The organism is Shewanella marinintestina (assembly GCF_023283845.1).
In the GTDB taxonomy this organism is placed as follows: Bacteria; Pseudomonadota; Gammaproteobacteria; order Enterobacterales; family Shewanellaceae; genus Shewanella; species Shewanella marinintestina.
This window is the reverse complement of record NZ_JAKILC010000005.1, coordinates 180,149-205,138: the sequence shown is the minus strand read 5'-3', so window position 1 is coordinate 205,138 and position 24,990 is coordinate 180,149. Positions and strand designations below refer to the sequence as shown.

The following is a 24,990-nucleotide window of genomic DNA, read 5'->3' as shown; positions in this document are numbered from 1 at the left end:
ATACCGTTAGCCTCCAGGTAACACCATTGTTACAGCATTTATACAGAGTGAGCAAGGATGAAACATAGAAAATCTTTAAAAGATTTCGTTACTTAAAGCAGATTTTTAGACTAGTTTTTAGCAATAGATTTAAATCAGTAATAGGTGAATTTAGAAAGGGCTAGTGTTGAACTCATATACACATATTTAACAATAACTTACAAGTTCAACAGATAGATACTGCAGATTGTTTAAAGCAATCGACCGTTTGAAGTAATTACTCTAAATTTTAATTAGAGTAATTAAATTTCCTTGTGCATCAATGGTCATACGAAAATACGCCTTAATACCGACACTTGTTAAAAAAGGTCTAAAATGCCGCGCATTAATCCAAAGCGTGCGCCCTGTGAGATCAATGACTTCAACCTTATTAATTTCTCCTCGATAATAAGGTAGAAACTCTTGGTAAGTGATATTTAACCCAAATTGGAATTGATGTTGACTAGACAATTTCTTACTCTATTGCTGGCTACAAATAGTTTAGTCTCGACGCTGCATATAAAAGACAGGACGTCGAGACTCTAGGACTAATCTAACGTCTAAACTAACGCCTTAGTTACTTTTTCATATAGATCTTTTGATAAATTATCGACCGTAAGAATTCGGTTTAACTCATTGATCATTAATTGCTGACGCGCCAAATCAAATTTCTTAAATTGTATTAAAGGCGTTATGATCCGCGCGGCAACTTGTGGATTCAAAGTATTAAGTTTGATAATTGCATCCGTTAAGAATTGATAGCCTAATCCATCATGACGATGAAATTCAAAAGTATTTGCTGCTGCAAAGATACCAATTAACGAGCGAACTCTATTAGGATTATTAAAACTAAACGCTTCATGATCAAATAAAGATTTCAACTTATCAATACAATTGTCGTTAGTGAATGTCGCGTGCAATCCTAACCACTTGTCCATAACTAATGGCGTTTTCAACCACTTCTGTTCAAACTTAGCCATAAGTTGCTCACGAATAGCAGAAGATTCACCATTCAAAGCGCTTAAGGCGGCTAAGCTATCAGTCATGTTTTCAGCATTGTTATATTGCTGCTCAGCAAGTGATGCATAATTACTATCAACTTTTAGCAATAAGGCCAAACAAACGTTCTTCAAAGCTCGTGTTGCAGCATCATCAATACCTGCTAACTCGCGTACGATAACTAGCAGCTCGTCTTCGCAGTTTGCGGCGATCTCCAGTACAACAAACTCTCGCGCTATTTTAAGATTATCTAGATCGACGATATCATTTTGTTCGATTAATGAGCCTGCGCTGGCTAAGGTCAATATCTCCGCCATTAAGGCTTTATCTAGATCTTGTGCTAACAATACCCCTTTAAAAGCATCAACTATTCTTGGATCGATAAACATCGCTTGCTGCGCCTGCAAACGCTCTATATTTTGCCAAATGGATTGACTAAATAACGCTACAGAAGCTTCCCATTTAGCGACTTCGCTTTGAGCAAAACGCATTATGTGAACTAACTGTTCAACAGAATATTCAAAATTAAGTTTTACAGGAGCTGAAAAATTTTGCAGTAAAGATGGAATAGGTTTCTGTTCTAGCCCTTCAAAATTAAACTGTTGTTTCTCCTGCGTAAAATCTAGGACTTTATTAACAATTGATTGGCCGGCAACGTCAATAAGCTCAATATCAAATGGGATATGCAGCGGTAATTTAGCAGAACCATCCGGCGTGTCCGGAGTAGACTGTAGCAAGGTCAATGTATAACACTGAGTCTCTGAGTTGTACTCTTCCTGTACATCAATTTGTGGCGTGCCAGCTTGGCTATACCAACGTTTGAATTGCGCTAAATCAATGCCACTTGCATCTTGCATCGCCGCCACAAAGTCATCACATGTTACAGCCTCACCATCGTGACGCTCGAAATACAATGCCATTCCTTTTTGAAAGCCACTCTCTCCAAGCAAAGTATGCATCATACGAATAACTTCAGCACCTTTGTTATAAACGGTAACGGTGTAAAAGTTATTCATCTCAATAACTGACTCTGGTCTAATTGGGTGTGCCATAGGTCCAGAGTCTTCTGCAAACTGTTGGTTCTTCATGACTTTAATTGCATGAATACGATTAACTGCACGAGAGCCCAAATCTGAACTAAACTCTTGATCTCTAAATACAGTAAGCCCCTCTTTAAGGCTTAGTTGGAACCAATCACGGCAAGTTACTCGATTTCCTGTCCAGTTATGGAAATATTCATGACCAACAACAGATTCAATACCATGATAATCATCATCTGTAGCTGAGTCTTTATCTGCTAAAACAAACTTAGTGTTGAATACATTGAGCCCCTTGTTTTCCATTGCCCCCATATTGAAAAAATCAACTGCGACGATCATGTAAATGTCTAAGTCATATTCTAAATTAAAGCGGCTTTCATCCCATGCCATCGACTTTTTAAGCGATGCCATAGCATGGTGAGCTTTATTTAAATTTCCCTTATCAACAAATACTTGCAATTTAATATCTCGTTGACTGCAAGTCGTAAAACTGTCTTCCAATAGATCAAAATCACCTGCAACTAATGCAAATAAATAAGCGGGTTTTGGGAATGGGTCATGCCACTTAGCGAAGTGTAAACCGTCATTAGAATCGCCACTGTCAACTAAATTGCCATTACTCAGTAGAAATGGAAAAGCTTGCTTATCAGCCTCAATACGAACTGTGTAAATAGCTAATACATCTGGGCGGTCTAGGAAGTAAGTAATACGTCTAAATCCTTCCGCTTCACATTGAGTGCAATATGCGCCGTCGGACATATATAAACCTTCAAGACTTGTATTAGCCTCTGGATCTAATTTGGTGATGATTTGTAATTCAAATGCATTCAAGCTTGTCTCAATAATAAGCTCGCCATCACGCTGCATATAATCAACAGACTGGTTATCAATTGTAACGCTGAGTAACTCAATATCATCACCGGCTAATACTAACGCATCACTATGTGTACCATGACGAATCACTTTACTTGTCGCAATCAACTGGGTTTGCGCTTGAGCCAAGGAAAAGTCTAAATCAATATGACTAATTTGAAATAGTGGTTTTTGGTAATCTTTGAGGAATTTAGCTTGTGGCTGGGACATGAATAAACCTCTTTCTTATTAATTTTTGATTAAAAAAAACGCGCATTAAGCGCGTTTTTTTATTGAGTCAATCTTACTTTTGTTGGTTCTTGGCTAGCTTTTCAATATCAGCTAAGTCCAGAGTAATAAATGCGGTTTCATCTAAGAACGCATCAGCGACTTCAACGTCATCAGGGATGTCGTCCAATGACTTCACTTTCTCTTCACCTTCCCGTACTAACCTGTCATTAGCTCTGTCAAGTTGCTTTTGGTCGTTATCGTCACGCTCAGCTAAACGTTCACTCTTAACCAATGACACAGTTTTATCGTCGTGATTTTCTTTAAACTCTGCAATATCTTGGAAAATATAACCAAATTCAACATCGCTCTTAATACGGTCTTTATGTTTACCATCTAAGTTAGCAATCAGTTGAGGATAAATTTCGCCCAATGTGCCGTATTGTGCAACAGGTACTTTATCCCAAGGCAACGCGTTTTCTTCTTCAGCTTCACCATACTCACCAGGCTCTAAAGCACTTGGGAATGGGATATCAGGCGTTACGCCTTTCAACTGTGTACTGCCGCCGTTGATACGGTAGAACTTTGCTATCGTATATTGCACATGGCCAATTGGTTTTTCGTACATATCGTAGATTCGGCCTAGGCTCTTATGTTGCTGAACAGTACCTTTACCGAAGGTCGACTCACCAACAATTAACGCACGATCATAGTCTTGTAATGCCGCAGCAAAAATTTCTGATGCTGAAGCACTATAACGATCAACCATTACGGTTAACGGACCATCATAGGTAACACGTCCATCGTTATCACGATTTTGTGTCACACGACCATTGGCATCACGAATTTGGACTACCGGGCCTTGTTCAATAAACAAACCAGTTAAAAGTGTAGCTTCTGTTAACGCACCGCCACCATTGCCACGAAGGTCGATAATGATCCCTTCAACTTTGGCCTCTTTTAATTCTGCTAATTCTTTAGAAACGTCTTTAGACAAATCCATATAAAAACCAGGGATTTGAATTACGCCTACTTTACGGTTTGCGTATGGACCTTCTGTAGGTTCAATGACTTTTGATGTTGCTGCGCGATCTTCTAAACGAATCTTGTCGCGAACAATTGTTAGCTCAAATGTTTTCGCACTTGTGCCGCCTTTCTTAGGCAAGATTTCTAATACAACCTTACTGCCTTTAGGCCCTTTAATCAGCTCGACAACATCGTCAAGACGCCAGCCAATAACATCAACAATTTCTTTACCTTCTTGGCCAACACCAATAATTCTATCTTCTGGCGATAATTTTTCACTTGAAGCCGCTGGGCCGCCAGCAACAAGGCTCTTAATTACCGTATAGTCATCATCAACTTGTAAAACGGCACCAATACCTTCTAGGCTTAGGTTCATTTCCATCTGGAAACGTTCAGCGTTTCGTGGTGACAGATAACTTGTGTGTGGCTCAACAGTGCGAGCAAACGCGTTCATTACGCCTTGGAATACATCTTCACTCTTGGTCTGGCTTAAACGTTTAATTGCGTTGTTATAGCGCTTTTCTAACACTTCAACAATTTCGTCCCAGTTTTTACCCGTTAGAGAAAGGTTTAACGCATCGTATTTAACGCGTTGACGCCAAAGCTCATTTAATTCAGCTTCAGTTTTAGGCCAACTCGCCTCTTTCCGATCGTACTCATATTCGTCACCCGCAACGTCAAATGCCATCTCTTCATCTAGTAAAGATAATGCATAGACAAAGCGCTCGTAACGACGTTTTTGAACAAGCTCGTACATAGCGTAAACTTGATTCAAGTCGCCGCTTTTTAGCATATCGTCAAATTGTGTTGAATAGCCTTTGAAACCATCAATATCAGACTGTAGTAAAACATTCTTACGGTAATCTAATTGCTTCAAATAACGATCAAATACTTGCTCAGAAAACACATCATCCATATCAAAACGATGGTAATGTGAACGAGTGAAGAGACCAGTAACACGTTTACTGGCTACTTTGTGCTGCGGTTCCTGCTTAAGAGCGGGCAACTCGCTGAATTGAATAGTAGGGCTTACGGCCCATGCCGAGAATCCGACAAAAATACCGGCAATAGATACAGCCAGAGAAAGTTTTCGCATCAACAAGTTACTCCTTTATATGCTTCTAAGCCATTACAGCAGTATGTGCTCAACTCTAACTTTGATGGTTAAACCAGAGTCTAGTTGAACCTGAACATCTTCTTTCTTAATGTCCAAAATCACACCAGCAACTGGTGCCTTACCTAACTTAACGTTAACACGCTGATTGGCTTTTAATTCAGCTAATACTGCAGGTGTTAAGTTCTCTGCCACTACCGCTTCTTTAGCAGGCTTGCTGCTTGCTGCAGGCTTAGGACGTTTAGCAACAGGCTTCTTAGCTGGTTTTTTAGCAGCTTTAGCTGTTGGATTTGCAGTCTTAGCTTGAGCAAGACGTTTAGCCTTCGCTTTATCTTGGCTTTCTTTTAGTGTAGCTGCCGCGTGGTCAATGTGCTCTTGCTCTAATTCACCACATTCGTTGCCATCTAAATCGATACGTTGTGCGCCTGCTTTCACGCACTTTAAATAACGCCAGCTGCTAGTGTATCTTCTTAATGCGATTCTCAGCTGAGTTTTACTGACTTTAGAATCATCAGCTAACCTTTCCGCTAAATCTTGAAACAAACCAATTTTTAATGGCTTAGTTTCGCCTTCAGCTATAAAGCATAAAGGAAATGTTTCGTACAAATACGCAAGAATAGCGTTGGTATCGGTCAACTTTTCTGTTGATTCCATCTTTACTTCCACAGTTTAAAAAAGGGACACCACTGATAAGCACTATCGCTGAGTTCAGTTTATGTGTCGTTTATATTTGTCTGATCAGAGCTAAAAGCACAAATGAAAAATCGTTAACATTTGTTTTTACACTCTAAAACCAAACCTACCTTAGCAACATAAAAGCCTAAACTCCATGCATTCATTTGCTGAATTGTCAGTGTTTAGTTTTTTCATTACTCAAACCGCTTATTATAGAGAGGCTTCAAATGATTGCGACCTACAATTAGCGATAATTGGTCGTAGTTTAACCAAATAGGCAGATTTCGAGACTTTTAACCAAAGTTTCGACGCCTTGTTGATCAATTTCGCTGAATCTTGATAACGATGGGCTATCAATATCGAGCACGCCAATAACAGTTCCATTTTTTCTTAGCGGTACAACCAACTCCGAATTGCTTGCACTGTCACATGCTATATGACCTTCAAACTGGTGAACATCATCTATTCGCTGGCTGATATTCATAGCGACCGCTGTTCCACACACGCCTTTTCCAATAGGGATACGCGTGCAAGCCACTTTACCTTGGAACGGCCCGAGTACCAATTGATCATTTTTCAATAAATAGAAACCGACCCAATTTAGATCTGTCATATTGTCATTTAATAATGCTGAAAAATTAGCAAGCGCCGCAACGATGTCATCTTCACCTTCGAACAACGCCTGGACCTGTCTATTCAACGTATCGTAAAAATCATTCACCTTTAACAATCCCCAACAAGTTCATCTAAAGCTAAAATATAATTGCAGCATTCTAACAACAAACAGAGTCATTTGTTCAAGCGGTTTTATTTAGGCTCTTTATTCTCGGTTTTTTTTGGTGTTTTTTTAGGCGTCACTTTTTTATCTAACGAACCACCTTTTAACAAAACTTGTAAATCATCTTTATGTTGAGCAAGGAAAAAACCTAACTTTTCAATATCGTTCTCGGCTAAGTCAAGTTCACTTTTAGATAAAAATGGAATCAGATTGTCAGCGATATCTAGCATCTTATCGTAGGCATCAGCCTCCTTTTTAGATGTAAAAGTCATCTTTTCAACCCCTTCTCTAACCACTACAAATTGAGTTACAACGGCCATATCCAACCTCACACTGTTTTTATATACAGTAAAGAGTCTCATAGATTGAACTTCTTATGCAAGTTTTCTTGATTATCTGATAAACTTCTGTGGTTAATGGCTCAATATTTTCAAAAGCATACGTGTCAAAAGCCATGATTTGCATTGAAATCAACGTAGGTATTGTCCACTTGAATACAAAACGGATGGGAATGGAAACCGAAGATTGTAGTATTACATTATGTCAATCGTGTGATCTTGTGATTAGGAAGCGTGCATTGCCTAGCGGTGTGCGTGCGCTATGCCCTCGTTGCCATACCCCGCTTTACGATACTCCTTATTGCTCTATAAACGGTATGCTAGCTCTATGTTTAACTGCCGTATTCTTTTTTGCACCTGCTAATTTATATCCCGTGTTGGAACTTGAATTTCTCGGCAGCATGAGAACCACGACCGTGTTAGAAGGCGCATTAGCCGTTTACTACCAAGGTTACTGGCTCGTTGGAGTAGCTGTTTTAATCTCGGCCGTTGTTGCACCAGGGTTATTATTAATCTCTATATTAAGTCAGATCCTCATTATCAAGTTCGGACTAACGTCAATGATGTTAAGAACAACCTTAAAACAATTATTAAAAATGCAAGGATTGTTAACCCAGCTTACAATGCTTGAAATTTACGTTATCAGTTTTTTAGTCGCAGCTTTCAATTTGGCCGACTTCGCGACAGTATCTTTTGGCTTCGGTACGTTCTGTTTTACTATGCTATTTATTATGACGCTGTTTTTAATGCGGGAATACGATTTGGAACACATGTGGAGTTTTCTTGATGAGCATAAATAGTGGCGGCCCGTTGGGAAAAGACATTGGTTTAACCTTATGCAAAACGTGTAATAAGGTGACTTGTTGCAAATCTAGGACATGCAGTCGCTGTGATGCACCATTAATTATTCGTGACTACGCCAGTGTGCAAAAAAGCTGGGCACTACTCATCACTGCTGCAGTCCTACTCATTCCAGCTAATATCTATCCAATAACGACATTGACTAATCAAGGTCGTGTAACACAAGACACCATTTTTTCAGGGATCGCCCATTTAGTTAAAACTGATATGATCCCTATTGCCATCATTTTATTTACTGCGAGTATCTTGGTACCAATTTTAAAAATTGTTGGTTTAACCATTTATTTATCAGCAATTACCTTTAAATTACCTATTTCAAAAAAGAAGTTAATGACTGGTTTTCATATTATTGAATGGATTGGACGCTGGTCAATGCTCGACCTTTTTGTGATTTCACTGACTGTTGCAGTGGTTAATATGGGACAATTGTTAGATGCAAAACCTGCCCCAGCTGCAACAGCGTTTGCCTTAGTAATTTTACTCACGCAGCTCGCTGCAAAAGTCATAGATACCCGTTTACTCTGGGATAGATTGGAAGCAAAAAATGACTCAAGTACAAACACCTAAAATCGTCAAGAAAAAACTATTTTCACCGATTTGGTTATTACCTATTATTGCACTGGCACTCGGTGCTTGGCTCGGTGTCAAAAGCATTCGTGAGTCAGGTATTGAAGTCACAATCCATTTCCCTAGTGCTACGGGTATGGACATAGGTAAAACCTTAGTAAAATACCAAGGGTTAACTGTTGGTAAAGTGGTTGATATGAGTATTGACGACCAACTACAGGGCGTCGATGTAAAAGTGATTATGGACTATCGTTCAGAGCCTTTTATTAATCAAGGTACAAAGTTTTGGTTGGTCAAACCCAAAGCCACGATTACTGGTGTTGAAGGCTTAGATACGCTTTTTTCGGGCAATTACATCAGTATTTTACCCGGTGAAGGAAAGTCAGAAACCTACTTTGAAGCCGAGACTAAAGCGCCAGTCATTACCCCGGGCGTAGAAGGCCTAATAGTTAATATTACCTCAGATAAATTAGGCTCCTTAGATGTGGGTTCGCCAGTATTTTATCGACAAATCCCAGTTGGCCAAATTGTTGGTTATCATCTTGAGAATGCCGAGCAGATCCTAGTTACCGCCTTTATCCAACAGCAATATGCAGAGCTTGTGAAAATCGATTCACAATTTTGGAATGTATCAGGCATTAGTGTTGATGCTTCATTATCAGGAATTAAAGTTAGCAGCGAGAGTTTAGCGTCGCTCCTGGCTGGCGGTATTAGCTTTAGCTCTAATAGCGGTTCAACACTTGCTCAAAACAATCATGAGTTTGCACTATATGATAGTGAAGATGACGCGCTAGGTGGCACTCAATTTGAGCTAATCGCTAACGGAAGCGAATCTGTATCTCAAAATACTTCGATTGTATATCGTGGCATACAGATTGGCCAAGTAACCAAAAAATCTTTAAGTGATAATGGCATCTTATTAGACGCTAAAATCGATAGCATGTATCAAGAACTCTTGACTGAAAGTGCAAACTTTTGGCTCGAAGGCGCTGATATTTCGCTATCAGGTATCAAACATCCAGAACGTTTGATTACTGGCAATGTTATAAACTTTGTTCCAGGTTCAGGCCCAGCTAAACAACAATATCAACTATTGACTCAAGCACCAGAGCCCAAAAATATCAGCAAATTACTGGTAACTTTGCATTCAGATTCTAATCCTGGAGTTAGTGCTGGAGCAGAAATTCGCTATAAGCAAATAAAGATTGGTCAAGTACTGAGCGCAAAATTAAACGATGCTTTTACTCAGGTTGAATATCAAGTCGAAATCGCTGCAGATTTTGCCGAGTTAGTCAGTAAAAATAGCCATTTCATTGCAGAGTCGGCATTAAAAATCGATGCAAATTTAGATGGTGTAAAGGTAAAAACGAACGATTTTAATACACTAACAAATGGTGCATTAAGCTTAGTTAGAGGAACAAATAAAGCCCTTGCGACTGACGGCGACTCACTATACGTATTTGCTAGCAGTGAAGATGCCAAGGTGTTTTATAGCAAACAGCATTTAATCAAAAAACGCTTAATTAACCAAGACGCTGCGGATCTCGTTGCTGGCTCGCCAATTTATTATAAGAAAATGCAAATAGGTGAAGTCACTTCAGTACAATGGCAAGCCGCTGAGAACAACTTTGCTATTGATATTGCCATAGAACGTACCTTTAAAAGTCTGCTTAACGAGCAAACTGTATTTTGGCGTAATAGCGCGCTATCAATTAACGCGAGTTTAAGTGGTGTTGAAGTGGAAGTCGCTCCTTTGATGGGTGCACTAAAAGGTGGCATCAGTTTGGGATTACTTGAGCAAGGCAAAGTCGTTAACTCAACCAGCCTATATGAGTCTAAGTTATTAGCGATGAGTCAAGCCAAGCCAATTAAGCTTACCTTCCCAGCAACGGTACAATTAACAAGCAAAGCACCTATCAGATATCTAGGGCATAAAGTCGGTGAAGTAGAAACTGTAACCTTGGGTGCAGACCTTAATAAATTGAACGTTAACGCATACTTATATGGGGAGTACGCAGCTAATTTTGTCCAACAAGATGCAGCATACTCTGTTGTTACTGCCGATATCTCGCTTGCGGGAATAACTGCACCAGAGACCTTAATTAGCGGCCCTTACATAGAAGTCTACCCAGGACATAGTGTAACAACTTCATCAGAGTTTATCGGTACGATTGAAAAGCCTGTTTATACCCAAGCAAATGAACTGAGATTTACTTTATCAGATAGCTCACTAGGCTCAATAAAGTCCGGTACAGGAATATTTTTTAGAGGTATAAAAATCGGTCAAGTTGATGCATACGAGCTATCACAGCAAGGTACAGGAGTGTTGATGCAAGCTCATGTAGAAAATAAATATAAGCATCTAATCAATCAGACTAGCGTGTTTTGGGATCTTTCAGGAGTGAAGGTCGACGTCGGAATTTTCTCTGGAGCGCAGATAGAAACAGGCTCTTTAGAAACTATATTAGCAGGCGGGATTGCAGTAGCAACACAAGCGACAACCACTTCAACCAATGAGCTTACTAGCAAGCAGACTTTTATATTAAATAGTGAAATCGATCCTGCTTGGTTGAATTGGTCTCCTATACAAACAAGTCAAAACTAATGAGTTCCAGTTAAAACGGCTGTTAATCAAAACATAAAAAACGAGGCAAATGCCTCGTTTTTTATATGCCTTTCTAAAACGGTAAATTATCCACTAATCCCATATCAGTCATGAATATAACCATTCAAATAATTAGCTTACCTTAGTAAGCCTCGTATTGTGTTCGAAATTTAAGCTACTGACGTTATAGAGCAATGTTAATTGACAATTACCAAGGCAGGCGATTAACCATAGAATTGATAACAAACAAGTATTGCAGCAATAATTCCCGCTAAGTCCGCAAATAAACCACAAGCCAATGCGTGACGTCCATTACGGATCCCAACCGCACCAAAATATACCGCCAATACATAAAATGTGGTTTCTGTACTACCTTGCAATATGGCTGCTAATCGGCCGGCAAAAGAATCTACCCCATAGTGTTGCATGGTTTCTAACATCATAGCTCGTGCGCCTGAACCGCTAAAAGGTTTCATAATCGCGGTAGGCATAGCATCTACAAAACGCACATCACCACCTGCTACAGCAACCACGCTAGCGATCAATTGCAGTAAATAATCTAAAGCACCTGATGCTCTTAATAATGCTATAGCTAACAGCATTGCCAATAAATACGGAATGAGTTTAATTGATTGTGAAAAGCCCTCCTTAGCCCCTTCAATAAACTCATCATAAACGGCCACTTTACGCACGCCTGCGACTAAAACAAAACTAAAGATAAGCAGCAGCAAGATCCCGTTACCGAGTGCAGTACTCACCTCGCCTATTACGGTCACAGTGAGAGTACTGAGATAAAAGACCAGGCCAATAATCGAAGATAATATAACGCCGGCATAGCCCAAAACTACAGCGTTAAATAGTGATAACCGTTGCACGAGTGCAACTATCGTTAGCCCAGCCAAAGTTGATGCTGTTGTCGCTAACAATATAGGTAAAAAGATATCTGCTGGTGCTGCTGCACCTTGTTGAGCGCGATATAAAAACACCGTGACAGGGACTAAAGTTATCGAAGAGGTGTTAAGCACTAAAAATAAGATCTGCGCATTAGTTGCTACGTGTTTATTTGGGTTTAACGTTTGTAGATCTTGCATTGCTTTTAGCCCTAAGGGCGTCGCAGCATTATCTAACCCCAACATATTTGCAGTTAGATTCATGGTCACACTACCGTATGCGGGATGGCCTCTTGGTACTTCAGGCATGAGTTTCGATAATAGCGGCTCAAATAAGCGCGAAAAAAGTGCAACGACACCAGCTTTTTCCCCAACTCGCATTAAGCCCATCCACAAAGAAAGAACTCCCACTAAACCAAGTGCAATCTCAGCCGCTAGTTTCGAACTTGAAAAAATGGCTGTCACGCTTTCAGACAGAACTTGAGTATGGCCGGTAAACACTTGGGCTAGTATCGCCACTAATGCGGTAGCAAAAAAGCCAAACCAGATCTTATTTAGCACGCAATGAATCTCTTTTAATCTGTTATAATCCTGATACTTTACCGCATTATCTTCGACATATGGCTCATTTTAATCAGAATTTCCTCGACAGTATCGAACGCGAACTCCCAGATCACCTTTCTATGGAAGACTTTATTGCTTATAGCAATCAGCCACTGCGTCTTTCTATTCGGGTGAATACTTTAAAAATTAGCGTCACTGATTTTATCAAACTAATGACACCAAAAGGTTGGCAGTTTGACTCTATACCTTGGTGTGCAGAAGGTTTTTGGATCACCAATAGCCAGAAGATTCAACTTGGCAACACGATAGAGCACTTGCAAGGCTTGTTTTACATCCAAGAAGCGAGTTCGATGCTGCCGCCAACCGCATTGTTTAAAAATGAAAATAGCCAAAATATAAAAGTACAAACAGATCCTGTAGTACTTGATATGGCATCAGCCCCTGGCTCTAAAACAACTCAAATTGCAGGGCTAATGCAAAACAAAGGTTTGTTAGTGGCTAATGAATATTCTGCTAGCCGTGTCAAAGTACTCCATGCCAATATAGCCAGAATGGGTGTCGCAAACTGCGCTCTTACTCACTTCGATGCAAGAGTGTTTGGTGAATATCTTTTTGAAACCTTTGATTCAATTTTGTTAGATGCACCTTGTAGCGGTGAAGGTACTATCCGCAAAGACCCTGACGCACTGAAAAATTGGGATAACAATGAGAATAAAGGCATAGTTGCAACCCAGAAAGCATTGATTGAATCGGCATTTTTAGCATTAAAGGTTGGCGGAAACATGGTTTATTCAACTTGTGCACTAAGTCGCCAAGAAAACCAAGACGTCTGTAACCACTTAAAAACAACTTTCGGTAATGCTGTAGAGTTTGCTAGTTTAGAGAAGCTATTCCCCAATGCAGAAAAGGCCTGTACAAAAGAGGGGTTCTTACACGTTTGGCCACAAATTTATGATAGTGAAGGTTTTTTTGTCGCAAAAATAAACAAGGTTTCAAAGGTTGAACGCCAACAAGATGAACCAAGAAAACAAAAGAACTTCCCGTTTACTGCCGCGAAAGCAAAACAAGTTGCAGAACTTGTGCTGTATTTTAAAGAGGCTTTCAATATCGATATACCTGATGATGCACAGATAATGGAGCGAGATCTCGAGTTTTGGTTATTCCCTCAAGCTGTATTGCCGCTTATTGGAAAAATGCGCTTCCAACGCATTGGGATCAAACTCGCGGATGCATTGAAAAAAGGCTATAAAGTTCGCCACGAAGCGATCTTAGCTTTATCGTCTCCAACCCAAATAGAACTTAGCGATGAGCAGGCAAAAGAGTTTTTGATGGGACGTGATATTAGCCTTGCTGAAAGAGTAAAACCACAGGGTGAAGTAATTGTCAGTTATGCAGCGAATCCACTTGGGGTTGCAAAGCACTTAGGTAATAAATTAAAAAACAACCTCCCTAGAGACTTAGTTAAAGATAAGATAGCCCTTTATCTATAAAACTTTAGTGCATAAATACATAAAAAGTTACATTTGGATGATGTTGACACAAAAATAACCACCCACAAATAAAAAAGCTGGTCTACACTGTATAACATCAGTTTAAGACTAGCTGCTCAGAATAACTAAAGATTACCGAACTAAGCAGCTGTAAAATTTTACCTATGCGGTATCAACAGTAGCGCACGGCTCCTAGTGAGCCATTCCCCTAGACCCAGAACAATTGGAATAGTTTTGGGTCTTTTTTTGTCTCTAATTTGGCTCTAGCAAGTACTAACGACCCGCTAAACGAGCCGCATCTTTAAATAAGTTGAAAAAATTCTCAGTCGTGTACTGTGCAAGTTCTGGGTACTTTTCTCCTCGTAACTCAGCAACAAACTCTGCTACATCACGCACAAAAGCCGGTTGATTTTCCTTACCACGATGCGGTACAGGTGCTAAATACGGTGAGTCTGTTTCAACGAGTAGACGATCCTTAGGAACTTTTCTGATCACGTTGCGTAAATCGCCGGCGTTCTTAAATGTGACGATTCCTGACACTGAGATATAAAAACCAAGATCGAGCGCTTCTTTGGCCATTTCCCAGCTTTCCGTGAAGCAATGCAATACACCACCAACACTTTCCGCATTACCACGCTTTAAAAAATTAATCGTATCTTCTCGCGCGTCACGAGTATGGATGATTAATGGCTTTTTCACTTTAACAGCCAGATCTATCTGTTGCTCAAAACATTGCTGTTGTAATGCTTTAGTTTCCTTCGCATAAAAATAATCAAGACCCGTTTCGCCAATCGCGATAACTTTCTCATCACGAGCAAACTGTTCAACTTCTTCAATATTAAGACCGTCTTGGACATCTAAAGGGTGTACTCCCGCAGATAAAAAGACTTCATTGAATGGCGCCATTTTCTGCTTCATATCAGCAAATCCTTGCTGACGAACGTTTACACATAAAAAATATGCAATATCACGTGCTTTAGCAGCAGCAATAATTTCTTGAAGTGAGGCCTGATCTGGCGCGGTTTTAAGACGGTCTAAATGACAATGTGAATCGATAAGCACTGAGAAAACCCAACAAACAGCAAAAAGGACTGCAAGTCTACCCAGCTACATAGTGCAGGTCAAATCCCCGGAGGCAAGCTCATGTGAAAGCATCTGCTCAATATGGTGTTTATGAAAGTCTGGATCGGTCAACACTTTAACTCCAATACCTGCAGGACGGCCGCCAGACGCGCCCATTGGGTTTATCCAAACTACAGAACCGGTAAACTCATGCCTTTCACTGCTATTTGGCAATAAGTAAGACACATTTATTTCTTGTCCAAGATTAAAGCTTTCTGCGCTTGTAACAAACATTCCCATAGGCTTGATAAAAGGCATATAGGCACGATAAAGCTGCTGTAAAGATTCAAATTTAACGACAAGATTACTCATAGGGTTTATTGGCTCATTAGCTGGCGATATTCAATGGTTAACCCTTCAAATAATGCTAACGAATTAACAGTTGGCATTACTGATAAGCGTGTTTCGACTTGCATGATTTTGCCTGCAAAGTTGGCTAATGCCACTCGAGTCAAAGGGTCCACTTCTTGTTTTTTCACCAAGATCCTATGCACGACTAGATATAAAACTTTAAGTGCATCAGAAACTTGCTTTTCATTAACATTTATTAAACTATCACACAGCAGCCCAGACGACAAACTTTGCAACCAAGCTTTTCGGTAAGATACGAGCAGCTGCTCTCGCCCGCTTTCAACGGCCTCAATGACTGCTAAAGGTCCACCAACTACTGGTAAGCACCAAGTAACATCCTCACTAATTTGCAACTCTTGATGCAACCACTGCCTAACTACTGATTTAGCGGGAATTTCTAAATGTAGTCTTTGACAACGACTACTGATCGTTGATAATAATCGGCTCGGTGAATTAGCCTGTAGAAACAATATTGTGTCTTTACCTGGCTCTTCCAGTGTTTTAAGTAATGCATTAGCAGACGCCTGATTTAAGCGCTCACTATTTAAAATAAATGCAATACGGCGACCACCTTGCTGGGGCGTAGTGGTTAGCTTTTGGCAAAGTGTACGGATTTGATCCACTTTAATCTGTGCACCATCAGCTTCAACTCGATATAAGTCGGGGTGATTATTGGCTTCAACAAGCTGACACGATTTACAAAATCCACAGCTCCCAGCATAGCCAACCGCAGTACATAATGATGATTTAGCAAGCGCTAGTGTTAATTGCTCACCACCATAACCCATGTCCATAGCCACAAGGTAAGCATGGCCTATACGTTTAGTCTTTAACAGGGAACAAAAAGCCTCTAAAGGCTGGTGTAACCAAGGAAGCTGGGCCATATTACCAGCTCTGCTCTTGTAACAGTGCAATGATATCTTTATGTACTTCAGACATGCTCTGGCTCGCATCGATAATTTTTATTGAATCATCTGCATTTGCGTAGGCTAAAAACGTTGCTCGTGCGCGATCGAAGAATTCAATTTCTTGCTGCTCAATACGATCTAGCTCGCCGCGACGTGCAGCGCGCTCTAAACCTTGCTTAGGGTCAATATCTAAATACAAAGTCAGATCAGGTTTAAAACCTTTTAAGGTTGCATCACTAATTGCTGAAACTAGAGGCATAAGCCCTCTACCTCCGCCCTGATATGCTAGCGAAGACAAATTATGTCTATCACCTAAAACCCATTCGCCTTTCGCAAGTGCTGGTTTAATAACATTGGCAACCAATTGCGCTCTAGCTGCATAGAAAAGCAAGCATTCGGCTTCATCACATAATGGATCGGTTTCATTTGCCACTTTGACTAAATCACGCATCTGCTCCGCCAAAGGCGTACCGCCAGGCTCACGAGTACAAATAGGTGCTTGACCAGTATGCTTTTCTATAAAATCTCTCACCAGTGCAATAGCACTAGATTTGCCGGCGCCCTCAAGTCCTTCAATGACAATAAACTTGGCCGAGTGTTCGCTTGGTGTTTTCATCGGTTTCTCTGATATTTGTTCACTGCACGGTTATGTTCGGTCAGTGTTTTTGAAAATACATGGCTACCATCATTTCGCGATACGAAATAGAAGTAATCAACATCGGCAGGATGCGCGGCAGCTTTTATTGCCGCTAAGCTTGGCGCTGCTATAGGTGTTGGTGGTAGACCATTAATTCTGTAAGTATTAAATGCGGTCGTTTCACGCAGATCTTTACGAGTAATATTGCCGTTATACCTGTCACCCATGCCGTAAATTACCGTGGGATCAGTTTGCAGACGCATGCCTTTACGCAAACGATTAACAAAGACAGCAGCAATCCATGGACGCTCGCTCGCTTTACCGGTCTCTTTCTCAATAATGGACGCTAAGATAAGCAACTCATAGGCAGACTTTAACGGTAAGTTAGCTTGACGCCCTTGCCATGCTTGCTCAAGTTCCTGCTGCATTTTTAGATAGCTTTTATTCAGCAGCGCTTTTTCGCTGCTACCAGCTGGGTAATGATAAGTGTCAGGAAAAAACTTGCCTTCTGGCAAGCCACTGTCATCGCCATTATCTAGCAAGATTTGTTGAAACACGTCTGCTTGCATAACCAGCTTATCTTGCGTCGCTAATACCTGGCGCCACTCCTTGACGGTCTGGCCTTCTAGCAGTGTGACGCCAAACGATTTCTCTTTACCGCCGACGATTTTAGCTAAAAGGCTGTCAATGTTATCGCTCGGTGTAATCTCATATAAACCGGAACGGATATGGGCAAGTTCAGGCTTTAAACGAACCAACCACTTTAGTTTCCAACCGTCTTTAATGAGATCGGTAGATTCTAAAACAGAAATAAACTGATTAAATGTCGTTCCTCGTTTAACGGTTAGCTCTTGTGCTTCGGTCACATTGATTGGCTGCTGACCATAATCCAACAGCATTTGATAACCCCAATAAAGCGACATTGCGCCAATGGTTAATAAGGTAAATAGACTTGCAAATAGGCTTATTATAATTTTTTTCATAATATCAGACTGAGCTGTTCTCTTAAACTTGATGTCCAAACCGCACGTTCGAAGGTAAATCTATCGATAGCGACTACATCAACTAATCCAAAAAGACTGTTACTGATAAATGCATGCTTCACCGAGCTTAACTTATCGTAATCAATATCTGTTATTTCTACCTTAAAACCTCTGCTTAAAAGTTGATAAATCAATTGTTCACGCATCATACCAGCCACACCTGCATGGCTTATTCTTGGTGTCACAATCTTATCCTCGATAACAAAAAAGATATTTGCCATCGATGATTCAATCATATTGTTACTTGAATCAAGCACCAACCAATCCTGGTAACCATGGGGTAGTACGGCCGACTTAATTAATACTTGTTCTAATCGATTACAGTGCTTTATACCTGCAAGTTTTGGCTGTTTACCTAATAGGACTTCAGAACGCGCAAGACAAATGCCTTGTTGTTGCCAAGTTTGGTAGTGTTCAGGTAATACACTTAATGAAATAACTTCAGTGACATCCAGTGAGTTATTGCTTGCAGTTTCATGCTTAGAGTCTGATTTTTCTGCATTAGATAAATCATACTGAGTAAAGGCTTGGTTAACTCGATTAAGCTCGACACCATAGCCTCTGCCTCCAACACCTCGCGACAAGATTAACTTAATGCAAGACTGTGGATTAGCCTGGGCTAAAGAGGTTAAATGCGAGTAAAGAGCAGCAGAAGGTGTCCAGCTAAAACCTAAACGAAAAGCGCCTTGAGTAAGACGCTCCATATGTTCATCAAGAAATAAAATATGACCTTGGTTTACACGCATCGTTGCGAATAAACCGTCGCCATAGGCTAGCCCTCTATCTAAAGGGCTGACGCCTATATCGATTTCTCCATTTACCCAAACTTGCGCCATTAATGCTCCTTGCTGAATAGGCTATCTCGCCAACGCACGATATCAACGGGTAATGCCACATAATTTAGCACAATAGCAAGTCTGAGTGGCTCAAAATCCGCAAATGAATGCTTTTGTTCAGCAGCATTCATTTGGCGAATGGCTGTGATTAGCTCACAGGGTCTTACATCAATTAAAGAGCTCGAATAAATATAAGGAACACTAGCTTGAAATAACAAATTAGCAATCTGACATAATTGAGTCAATCCAGCGTCAACAGCTTTATCACATGCCAGCTTAGGTTTTAGCCAAGGCGCCTGAATAGCCGCGACTCCATGAAAGCTGCCAGCAATAACTGTATTCCCTAACCCCTTAATTGCAGTTTGTCCCCTATGCCTCATTTAATAGCGCTATTTCGCTAATAAATGCTGAATACGTGCTTTCAAGATATCTGTAGCAATACGGTTTTTGCCACCGCGTGGCACGATGATATCAGCGTATTGTTTAGATGGCTCAATGAACTGAAGGAACATAGGGCGTACAGTCTCGGTATACTGCACCATCACTGATTCCATTGTTCTGCCGCGCTCAGCTACATCGCGAGATAAACGACGCATAAAGCAGATATCTAGCGGAGTATCCATAAATACTGACGCATCCATCTCTTTACGAAGAGCTGGATCTGTCAGTAGCAAGATCCCTTCTAAAATAATCACTTTCTTAGGAGTTAGTGTTACTTTCTGATCAGTACGGGTATGTTCGTTATAACTATATACAGGCACATCAACTGCATTGCCGGCTTTTAACTCACGTAGGTGGCTGCACAATAACTCGTGGTCCAAAGCCTTTGGATGGTCGTAATTTGTAAGTACACGCTGGTCCATAGACAAATGACCTTGGTCACGGTAATAAGCATCTTCTGCAATCACGCCGATTTGGTCTGTACCTAAATCACGGCAAAGCTCTTCATAAATCGTTTTTGCGATTAAACTTTTACCCGATGCTGATGCGCCAGCAATACCAATTACAACACAATCTTTAGAATTCATTTAAATAGACCTTATTCGTCATCAGACATGCTAATTGATACTTTAGGCTGTGCTTGACATAACGCAAGCTGTGCCCCGACCTTTCTAGCGATTTCACGATAAATACCAGCGACTTGACTTGATTCGTCAGCCACTACAGTAGGTGTACCTTTATCTACATCTTCACGGATATTAAGCTGTAGCGGTAATTGCCCAAGTAGCGGAACGTTATAGCGAGTCGCCATTTTCTGGCCACCTTCTGCGCCAAATGGATGATCTTTATGACCACACTCAGGACATAAGTGGAAACTCATGTTTTCAACAATACCCAATACAGGGATGTTAACTTTTTGGAACATGCTCACGCCTTTTTTAGCATCAGCCAACGCAATATCTTGCGGTGTTGTAACGATTACGGCACCACTTACTGGCACTTTTTGCGACAAAGTAAGCTGGATATCACCAGTTCCTGGTGGCATATCAATCACTAAGTAATCCAGTTCTGGCCAATCAGTTTCGGTAAGTAGTTGTACTAGCGCACCTGCCGCCATTGGGCCGCGCCATACTGCAGCTTGATCGCCATCTAGCATAAAGCCTATCGACTGTGCTGCAATACCATGTGCCGGAGCAAAGGTCATGATCTTGCCATCTGGTGATACCGGCTTGAAATCTTCAACACCCAACATCATAGGGATTGATGGACCATAAATGTCGGCATCTAATATACCTACACTAGCGCCTTCTGCTGCTAATGCTAGCGCTAGGTTTACTGCAGTTGTAGATTTACCCACACCACCTTTACCTGAAGCAACTGCAATGACTTGCTTGATATTTGGCAGTGGCTCAACGGCGCTGATAGCCGATACTGTTTCAGGTTGGAAATCGATTTCACATTCTACTTCATCAATCGCATCCAATACCGCTAGCTCTTTGGTCACTGCCATTACGATGTCGCGATACTGAGTTTGACACGGGTATGAGTAGCATAACCCTAGCTGCAGTCGCTTGCCTTCGATAGCAAGTTTTGTAACCATGCCCGCGCTAAGCAAACTTTTGTTCAGATACGTGTCTTGAAACGTATCAAGAATTGCTAGTACTTGGCTGAGTAGAGCATCATCAAGATGATAATTTGGATGTGTTGAAGACAAAATGCAGACCCCCTAAATAAGATTTGCGCAATTGTACCAGATATTCTGGCAAACATTAGTCTAGATTTAATCCACTTGTGCGAGCTTTTGATGAAACTATGCATAGGATCGGTTAGTATCTATGCCATTCCAATTTGGTTCCCAGCGATTTTGAGAAAAGATGGCAAATTCACAACGTAAAATCCTAGTCACAAGTGCCCTTCCATATGCAAATGGTCCTATCCATTTAGGTCATATGTTGGAGTATATTCAAACCGATATCTGGTCACGTTTTCAAAAGCTTCGTGGACATGAATGTCATTATATCTGTGCTGACGATGCTCACGGCACGCCAATCATGCTTAAAGCACAGCAGTTGGGAATTACTCCTGAAGAAATGATCGCTCAAGTTCAAACTGAACACGAGAAAGACTTTGCTGACTTCAATATTCAGTTTGACAACTTCCACAGCACTCACAGCGATGAAAACCGTCAACTTGCTAGCGACATCTATATCAAGCTGCGCGACAATGGTTATATCAAAACTAAAACTATCTCGCAGCTATTTGACCCAGAAAAGTCAATGTTCCTGCCAGACCGTTTTGTTAAAGGTACTTGCCCACGCTGTAAGTCTGAAGATCAATATGGCGATAACTGTGATAACTGCGGCGCGACGTACAGTACAACAGATTTGATCAATCCTAAGTCTGCCGTATCTGGTGCTACGCCAATAATGAAAGATACTGAGCATTTCTTCTTTGATCTGCCAGCTTTTGAAGGCATGTTGAAAGAGTGGATCAACTCTGGTTCATTACAACAAGAAATGGCTAACAAGCTAGGTGAATGGTTTGAGCAAGGTTTGCAGCAGTGGGATATATCTCGTGATGCGCCTTACTTTGGTTTTGAAATTCCAGATGCACCGGGCAAGTTTTTCTACGTTTGGCTAGACGCCCCTATCGGCTACATGGGTTCATTTAAAAACCTTTGTGACAAGCGCGACGACCTAAATTTTGAGGATTTCTGGGCCAAAGATTCAACAGCTGAAGTTTACCACTTCATCGGAAAGGACATTGTTTATTTCCACAGTCTGTTCTGGCCAGCAATGCTTGAAGGGGCAGGTCTACGTAAGCCTACTAGTGTTTATGCGCACGGCTATGTCACTGTTAATGGCGCTAAGATGTCAAAGTCTAAAGGCACCTTTATTAAAGCGCGTACCTACCTTGATAACTTAGATCCTGAGTATCTTCGTTATTACTACGCCGCTAAACTTAGCAGCAGAATTGACGACCTTGATTTAAACCTTGAAGATTTCGCACAACGCGTTAACTCCGATTTAGTTGGTAAACTAGTCAACTTGGCATCACGCACAGCAGGCTTTATCAGCAAGCGTTTTGACGGCAAACTAGCGAAGATTAACGACACTAGCCTGACAACAAGCTTCTTAGCGAAACAAGAAAGCATTGCTAACTTCTATGAGACCCGTGAATACGGCAAAGCTATGCGTGAAATTATGACGCTAGCAGACATTGCTAACGCATATGTTGCAGATTCGGCGCCTTGGCAGTTAATCAAAGAAGATGACAAGCAAGAAGAAGCGCATCAGGTTTGTAGTAATGCACTTAACTTATTCCGTATATTAGTGACTTATCTAAAGCCTGTATTACCAAAGCTTGCGCAAGATGTTGAAGCCTTCTTACAAATGGAGCTTAAGTGGGACAACCTAGACGTTGATCTGGCTGGCCACGAGATAGCTAAGTTTAAAGCATTAATGCAGCGTGTTGAGATGAAGAGCATTGAAGCCATTATCGAAGCATCAACAGAAAACTTGCAAGTAACAGCAGAGCCTGAAGTTAAAGCTGAGGTTAAGAGCCCGCTTGAGCAAGATCCTATTAGCGATGAGATCAGCTTTGATGATTTTGCTAAGATTGATCTGCGCATTGCACGTATCGCCAAAGCTGAACACGTTAAAGAAGCCAACAAGCTATTACGTCTTGAGCTAGATTTAGGCGGCGAAACTAAGCAAGTATTCGCTGGTATTAAGTCTGCTTACGCGCCAGAAGATCTAGAAGGCAAGCTAACCGTTATGGTCGCTAACCTTGCGCCACGTCAAATGCGTTTCGGTGTATCTGAAGGTATGGTATTGGCAGCAGGCCCTGGCGGTAAAGATCTTTGGATCATGGAGCCGCACGAAGGTGCTCAGCCAGGTATGAAAGTGAAGTAAGCCCTTTTACTTAATACATTAAACAAAAAAGCCGCTATTTAAGCGGCTTTTTTATTACTGAAACAATTATTAATTTTGGTCATTGCTTCGACATAGTCACATAGTGGCTAATTAAACAGGGTTAACGATGTCGACAAAGTGATGCTCTAGACCAAATTTATCAGCCAAGTGCTCACCTAATGCTTGAATACCATATAGCTCAGTGGCGTGATGACCCGCTGCATAATATTGGATCCCCTGCTCAACCGCACAGTGATATGTACGCTCAGACACTTCACCACTGATAAAAGCATCAATTCCCATACTGGCAGCTACATCAATATAATCCTGTGCGCCACCAGTACACCAGGCAACAGTCGAGACCAGTGCATTTTCATCACCTAAATGTTGGCAATTTCGATTAAGTTTTTGCGAAATAAATTCATTAAAAGCTTTAGCTTTTAACGGATGAGCAAGTTTACCTTGCCAAATTAAACCTTGAGCAACACCTTCAATCACTTCAGCTTCTACAATATCCAGCACTTTTGCTAACTGCGCATTGTTGCCTACAACTGGGTGAGCATCTAATGGCAAGTGATAACCCATCAAATTAATATCATTAACTAATAAAGCCTTAATGCGTTTTTGCTTCATACCAACAATGATTTCAGGCTCACTTTTCCAGAAAAAGCCATGATGCACTAAAATTGCGTCAGCGTTTAACTCTATGGCAGCATCAATCAATGCCTGACATGCTGTAACGCCTGTCACTATGGTATTAATTTCTTCCTTACCTTCAACTTGTAAGCCATTGGGCGCATAGTCTTTGAAATTAGAGAGTTGTAAAAAATTTGCCAAATATTGGCCTAATTCGGTCCGAGTCATAAATCCACCGAGAATAGCAAAAAACGTATTTTAACCTATTGTTAGTGTAAATAGACAGTTAAGTCACCAGCTTTGGATTTTGCTACTGTTATTAACAATCGATGTTTTTTTCCTCGCAAATTACTTAAAAAGGTTAAAAACATCATAGAAATACAGTCAAATACGCCTAAAATTGGACTTTACGGTACATTAAACGATAAAATCAGTTCAAACCTTTAAGTACACACAAAAATAAACAGGTTATTATTATGTCAAAACTGACCAAAGAAGAAGTTATCAGCACTCTTGAGGCAGCGCTTACTGCGCGTGATGGCCAAGCTGTTAAAGTTGAACAGAAAGGTAGCTGGTACAAAATCGATGGCGGTAAGTCTTTACGCTTTAGTGATTTAGAAGCGATGTTAGCGGAAGTTGGCGGTGAAACTACGCCTGTTGAAGCTAAAACTGAGAAAAAAGCGGTTGCGGCTAAACCTGCAGCAAAAAAGGCGCCAGCTAAGAAAGCTGCTCCTGTTGCTAAAAGCAGTGGTAATCAAGCAGGTAAAACACCTAAAGAACTTTGGCGTGAAAAGCTTGCAGGTAAAGGCCAACTGCCACGCGGCTTTTAATTTTTATAGATAAAATCAATCGCATTTTGCCAATGTGATGATATTTAAAAGCACTCAATAAAAACTCCGTTACAGCGTAGCGGAGTTTTTTACTTTATAGGTCTAACTCTGCTACGTAAAATCTCGTAATACTGGTACATAAATTTTACCTGCAATATCACAGCTTCGATTCTCACTTTTTTGCAATGTAAGCGAATCAGTCTATGAGAGATTCGACCGCTACAAAG

At 40.8% G+C, this 24,990-nt stretch carries 23 protein-coding genes; 6 read left to right on the top strand and 17 right to left on the bottom strand.

Translation table 11 applies throughout. The features are described from left to right. Positions 1 to 261 precede the first annotated feature (261 nt). From L2747_RS07635 to L2747_RS07610, 6 genes are all read right to left on the bottom strand, one after another. A complete protein-coding gene (locus L2747_RS07635) occupies positions 262 to 489 on the bottom strand; it encodes a DUF2835 domain-containing protein (protein WP_248998478.1) in 228 nt (75 codons plus the stop codon). 89 nt (positions 490 to 578) lie between these two features. Continuing rightward, a complete protein-coding gene (gene pepN / locus L2747_RS07630; protein WP_248998477.1) occupies positions 579 to 3,140 on the bottom strand; it encodes an aminopeptidase N in 2,562 nt (853 codons plus the stop codon). 73 nt (positions 3,141 to 3,213) lie between these two features. Continuing rightward, entirely contained in the window at positions 3,214 to 5,259 is a 2,046-nt protein-coding gene (gene prc, locus L2747_RS07625; protein WP_248998476.1) for a carboxy terminal-processing peptidase, read from the bottom strand. 33 nt (positions 5,260 to 5,292) lie between these two features. Continuing rightward, positions 5,293 to 5,931 (bottom strand): RNA chaperone ProQ, encoded by a 639-nt coding sequence (gene proQ / locus L2747_RS07620; RefSeq protein ID WP_248998475.1) that lies wholly within the window; start codon positions 5,929 to 5,931, stop codon positions 5,293 to 5,295. Between the two features lie 286 nt (positions 5,932 to 6,217). After that, positions 6,218 to 6,673 (bottom strand): GAF domain-containing protein, encoded by a 456-nt coding sequence (locus L2747_RS07615; protein WP_346347777.1) that lies wholly within the window; start codon positions 6,671 to 6,673, stop codon positions 6,218 to 6,220. A gap of 86 nt (positions 6,674 to 6,759) precedes the next feature. Next, entirely contained in the window at positions 6,760 to 7,050 is a 291-nt protein-coding gene (locus tag L2747_RS07610) for a YebG family protein (RefSeq protein WP_248998548.1), read from the bottom strand. A gap of 185 nt (positions 7,051 to 7,235) precedes the next feature. Here L2747_RS07610 and L2747_RS07605 point away from each other — a divergent pair, with 185 nt between their 5' ends. The 3 genes from L2747_RS07605 to L2747_RS07595 are packed head-to-tail and all read left to right on the top strand — an operon-like array spanning position 7,236 to position 11,101. Beyond that, complete coding sequence (locus tag L2747_RS07605; RefSeq protein ID WP_248998547.1) at positions 7,236 to 7,868, top strand: paraquat-inducible protein A; 633 nt, start codon at positions 7,236 to 7,238, stop codon at positions 7,866 to 7,868. Further along, the gene (locus tag L2747_RS07600) at positions 7,855 to 8,496 is read left to right on the top strand and encodes a paraquat-inducible protein A (protein WP_248998473.1); all 642 of its coding nucleotides are present in this window, start codon (positions 7,855 to 7,857) and stop codon (positions 8,494 to 8,496) included. The genes L2747_RS07605 and L2747_RS07600 overlap by 14 nt, the downstream gene beginning before the upstream one ends. Further along, positions 8,474 to 11,101 (top strand): PqiB family protein, encoded by a 2,628-nt coding sequence (locus L2747_RS07595; RefSeq protein ID WP_248998472.1) that lies wholly within the window; start codon positions 8,474 to 8,476, stop codon positions 11,099 to 11,101. The genes L2747_RS07600 and L2747_RS07595 overlap by 23 nt, the downstream gene beginning before the upstream one ends. A gap of 224 nt (positions 11,102 to 11,325) precedes the next feature. Here the strand turns inward: L2747_RS07595 and L2747_RS07590 are convergent, their stop codons facing one another. Then, positions 11,326 to 12,552, bottom strand: a complete 1,227-nt coding sequence (locus L2747_RS07590; RefSeq protein WP_248998471.1) for a nucleoside recognition domain-containing protein — start codon at positions 12,550 to 12,552, stop codon at positions 11,326 to 11,328. 59 nt (positions 12,553 to 12,611) lie between these two features. Here L2747_RS07590 and rsmF point away from each other — a divergent pair, with 59 nt between their 5' ends. Beyond that, the gene (gene rsmF, locus L2747_RS07585) at positions 12,612 to 14,045 is read left to right on the top strand and encodes a 16S rRNA (cytosine(1407)-C(5))-methyltransferase RsmF (protein WP_248998470.1); all 1,434 of its coding nucleotides are present in this window, start codon (positions 12,612 to 12,614) and stop codon (positions 14,043 to 14,045) included. Between the two features lie 273 nt (positions 14,046 to 14,318). Here rsmF and L2747_RS07580 read toward each other — a convergent pair whose 3' ends face one another. The 9 genes from L2747_RS07580 to apbC are packed head-to-tail and all read right to left on the bottom strand — an operon-like array spanning position 14,319 to position 21,097. Continuing rightward, positions 14,319 to 15,107, bottom strand: a complete 789-nt coding sequence (locus tag L2747_RS07580) for a TatD family hydrolase (protein ID WP_248998469.1) — start codon at positions 15,105 to 15,107, stop codon at positions 14,319 to 14,321. Positions 15,108 to 15,152: 45 nt separating this feature from the next. Next, positions 15,153 to 15,479, bottom strand: coding sequence for a PilZ domain-containing protein (locus tag L2747_RS07575; protein WP_248998468.1), 327 nt, complete (start codon positions 15,477 to 15,479; stop codon positions 15,153 to 15,155). A gap of 5 nt (positions 15,480 to 15,484) precedes the next feature. Continuing rightward, on the bottom strand, positions 15,485 to 16,402 hold the full coding sequence (gene holB, locus L2747_RS07570) for a DNA polymerase III subunit delta' (protein ID WP_248998467.1): 918 nt from the start codon (positions 16,400 to 16,402) through the stop codon (positions 15,485 to 15,487). Position 16,403: 1 nt separating this feature from the next. Next, positions 16,404 to 17,042 (bottom strand): dTMP kinase, encoded by a 639-nt coding sequence (gene tmk, locus L2747_RS07565; protein WP_248998466.1) that lies wholly within the window; start codon positions 17,040 to 17,042, stop codon positions 16,404 to 16,406. Continuing rightward, positions 17,039 to 18,046, bottom strand: coding sequence for an endolytic transglycosylase MltG (mltG, locus tag L2747_RS07560; protein ID WP_248998465.1), 1,008 nt, complete (start codon positions 18,044 to 18,046; stop codon positions 17,039 to 17,041). The genes tmk and mltG overlap by 4 nt, the downstream gene beginning before the upstream one ends. Further along, positions 18,043 to 18,942: an aminodeoxychorismate lyase gene (gene pabC / locus L2747_RS07555; protein ID WP_248998464.1), complete on the bottom strand. Its 900-nt coding sequence runs from the start codon at positions 18,940 to 18,942 to the stop codon at positions 18,043 to 18,045. The genes mltG and pabC overlap by 4 nt, the downstream gene beginning before the upstream one ends. Continuing rightward, complete coding sequence (locus L2747_RS07550; protein ID WP_248998463.1) at positions 18,942 to 19,322, bottom strand: hypothetical protein; 381 nt, start codon at positions 19,320 to 19,322, stop codon at positions 18,942 to 18,944. Before L2747_RS07550 ends, pabC begins: the two co-directional genes overlap by 1 nt. 9 nt (positions 19,323 to 19,331) lie before the next feature. Continuing rightward, positions 19,332 to 19,970, bottom strand: coding sequence for a uridine kinase (gene udk / locus L2747_RS07545; RefSeq protein WP_248998462.1), 639 nt, complete (start codon positions 19,968 to 19,970; stop codon positions 19,332 to 19,334). 11 nt (positions 19,971 to 19,981) lie between these two features. Beyond that, complete coding sequence (apbC, locus tag L2747_RS07540; RefSeq protein WP_248998461.1) at positions 19,982 to 21,097, bottom strand: iron-sulfur cluster carrier protein ApbC; 1,116 nt, start codon at positions 21,095 to 21,097, stop codon at positions 19,982 to 19,984. Positions 21,098 to 21,257: 160 nt separating this feature from the next. On the opposite strand from apbC, the gene metG reads away from it, so the two are divergent. Further along, positions 21,258 to 23,297, top strand: coding sequence for a methionine--tRNA ligase (metG, locus tag L2747_RS07535; RefSeq protein ID WP_248998460.1), 2,040 nt, complete (start codon positions 21,258 to 21,260; stop codon positions 23,295 to 23,297). A gap of 111 nt (positions 23,298 to 23,408) precedes the next feature. Here metG and L2747_RS07530 read toward each other — a convergent pair whose 3' ends face one another. Further along, on the bottom strand, positions 23,409 to 24,161 hold the full coding sequence (locus L2747_RS07530; RefSeq protein ID WP_248998459.1) for a Nif3-like dinuclear metal center hexameric protein: 753 nt from the start codon (positions 24,159 to 24,161) through the stop codon (positions 23,409 to 23,411). A gap of 248 nt (positions 24,162 to 24,409) precedes the next feature. On the opposite strand from L2747_RS07530, the gene L2747_RS07525 reads away from it, so the two are divergent. After that, positions 24,410 to 24,763 carry a hypothetical protein gene (locus L2747_RS07525; RefSeq protein WP_248998458.1) on the top strand — a complete coding sequence of 118 codons (354 nt, stop codon included), beginning with the start codon at positions 24,410 to 24,412 and terminating at the stop codon, positions 24,761 to 24,763. The last annotated feature ends 227 nt before the right edge of the window (positions 24,764 to 24,990 follow it).

Excerpts from the sequence above, each read along its gene's own strand:
- pepN (WP_248998477.1), bottom strand. The coding sequence starts at position 3,140 with ATGTCCCAGCCACAAGCTAAATTCCTCAAAGATTACCAAAAACCACTA.
- prc (WP_248998476.1), bottom strand. The coding sequence starts at position 5,259 with ATGCGAAAACTTTCTCTGGCTGTATCTATTGCCGGTATTTTTGTCGGA.
- proQ (WP_248998475.1), bottom strand. The coding sequence starts at position 5,931 with ATGGAATCAACAGAAAAGTTGACCGATACCAACGCTATTCTTGCGTAT.
- L2747_RS07610 (WP_248998548.1), bottom strand. The coding sequence starts at position 7,050 with ATGGCCGTTGTAACTCAATTTGTAGTGGTTAGAGAAGGGGTTGAAAAG.
- L2747_RS07605 (WP_248998547.1), top strand. The coding sequence starts at position 7,236 with ATGGGAATGGAAACCGAAGATTGTAGTATTACATTATGTCAATCGTGT.
- L2747_RS07600 (WP_248998473.1), top strand. The coding sequence starts at position 7,855 with ATGAGCATAAATAGTGGCGGCCCGTTGGGAAAAGACATTGGTTTAACC.
- L2747_RS07595 (WP_248998472.1), top strand. The coding sequence starts at position 8,474 with ATGACTCAAGTACAAACACCTAAAATCGTCAAGAAAAAACTATTTTCA.
- rsmF (WP_248998470.1), top strand. The coding sequence starts at position 12,612 with ATGGCTCATTTTAATCAGAATTTCCTCGACAGTATCGAACGCGAACTC.
- L2747_RS07575 (WP_248998468.1), bottom strand. The coding sequence starts at position 15,479 with ATGAGTAATCTTGTCGTTAAATTTGAATCTTTACAGCAGCTTTATCGT.
- holB (WP_248998467.1), bottom strand. The coding sequence starts at position 16,402 with ATGGCCCAGCTTCCTTGGTTACACCAGCCTTTAGAGGCTTTTTGTTCC.
- tmk (WP_248998466.1), bottom strand. The coding sequence starts at position 17,042 with ATGAAAACACCAAGCGAACACTCGGCCAAGTTTATTGTCATTGAAGGA.
- mltG (WP_248998465.1), bottom strand. The coding sequence starts at position 18,046 with ATGAAAAAAATTATAATAAGCCTATTTGCAAGTCTATTTACCTTATTA.
- pabC (WP_248998464.1), bottom strand. The coding sequence starts at position 18,942 with ATGGCGCAAGTTTGGGTAAATGGAGAAATCGATATAGGCGTCAGCCCT.
- L2747_RS07550 (WP_248998463.1), bottom strand. The coding sequence starts at position 19,322 with ATGAGGCATAGGGGACAAACTGCAATTAAGGGGTTAGGGAATACAGTT.
- udk (WP_248998462.1), bottom strand. The coding sequence starts at position 19,970 with ATGAATTCTAAAGATTGTGTTGTAATTGGTATTGCTGGCGCATCAGCA.
- metG (WP_248998460.1), top strand. The coding sequence starts at position 21,258 with ATGGCAAATTCACAACGTAAAATCCTAGTCACAAGTGCCCTTCCATAT.
- L2747_RS07530 (WP_248998459.1), bottom strand. The coding sequence starts at position 24,161 with ATGACTCGGACCGAATTAGGCCAATATTTGGCAAATTTTTTACAACTC.
- L2747_RS07525 (WP_248998458.1), top strand. The coding sequence starts at position 24,410 with ATGTCAAAACTGACCAAAGAAGAAGTTATCAGCACTCTTGAGGCAGCG.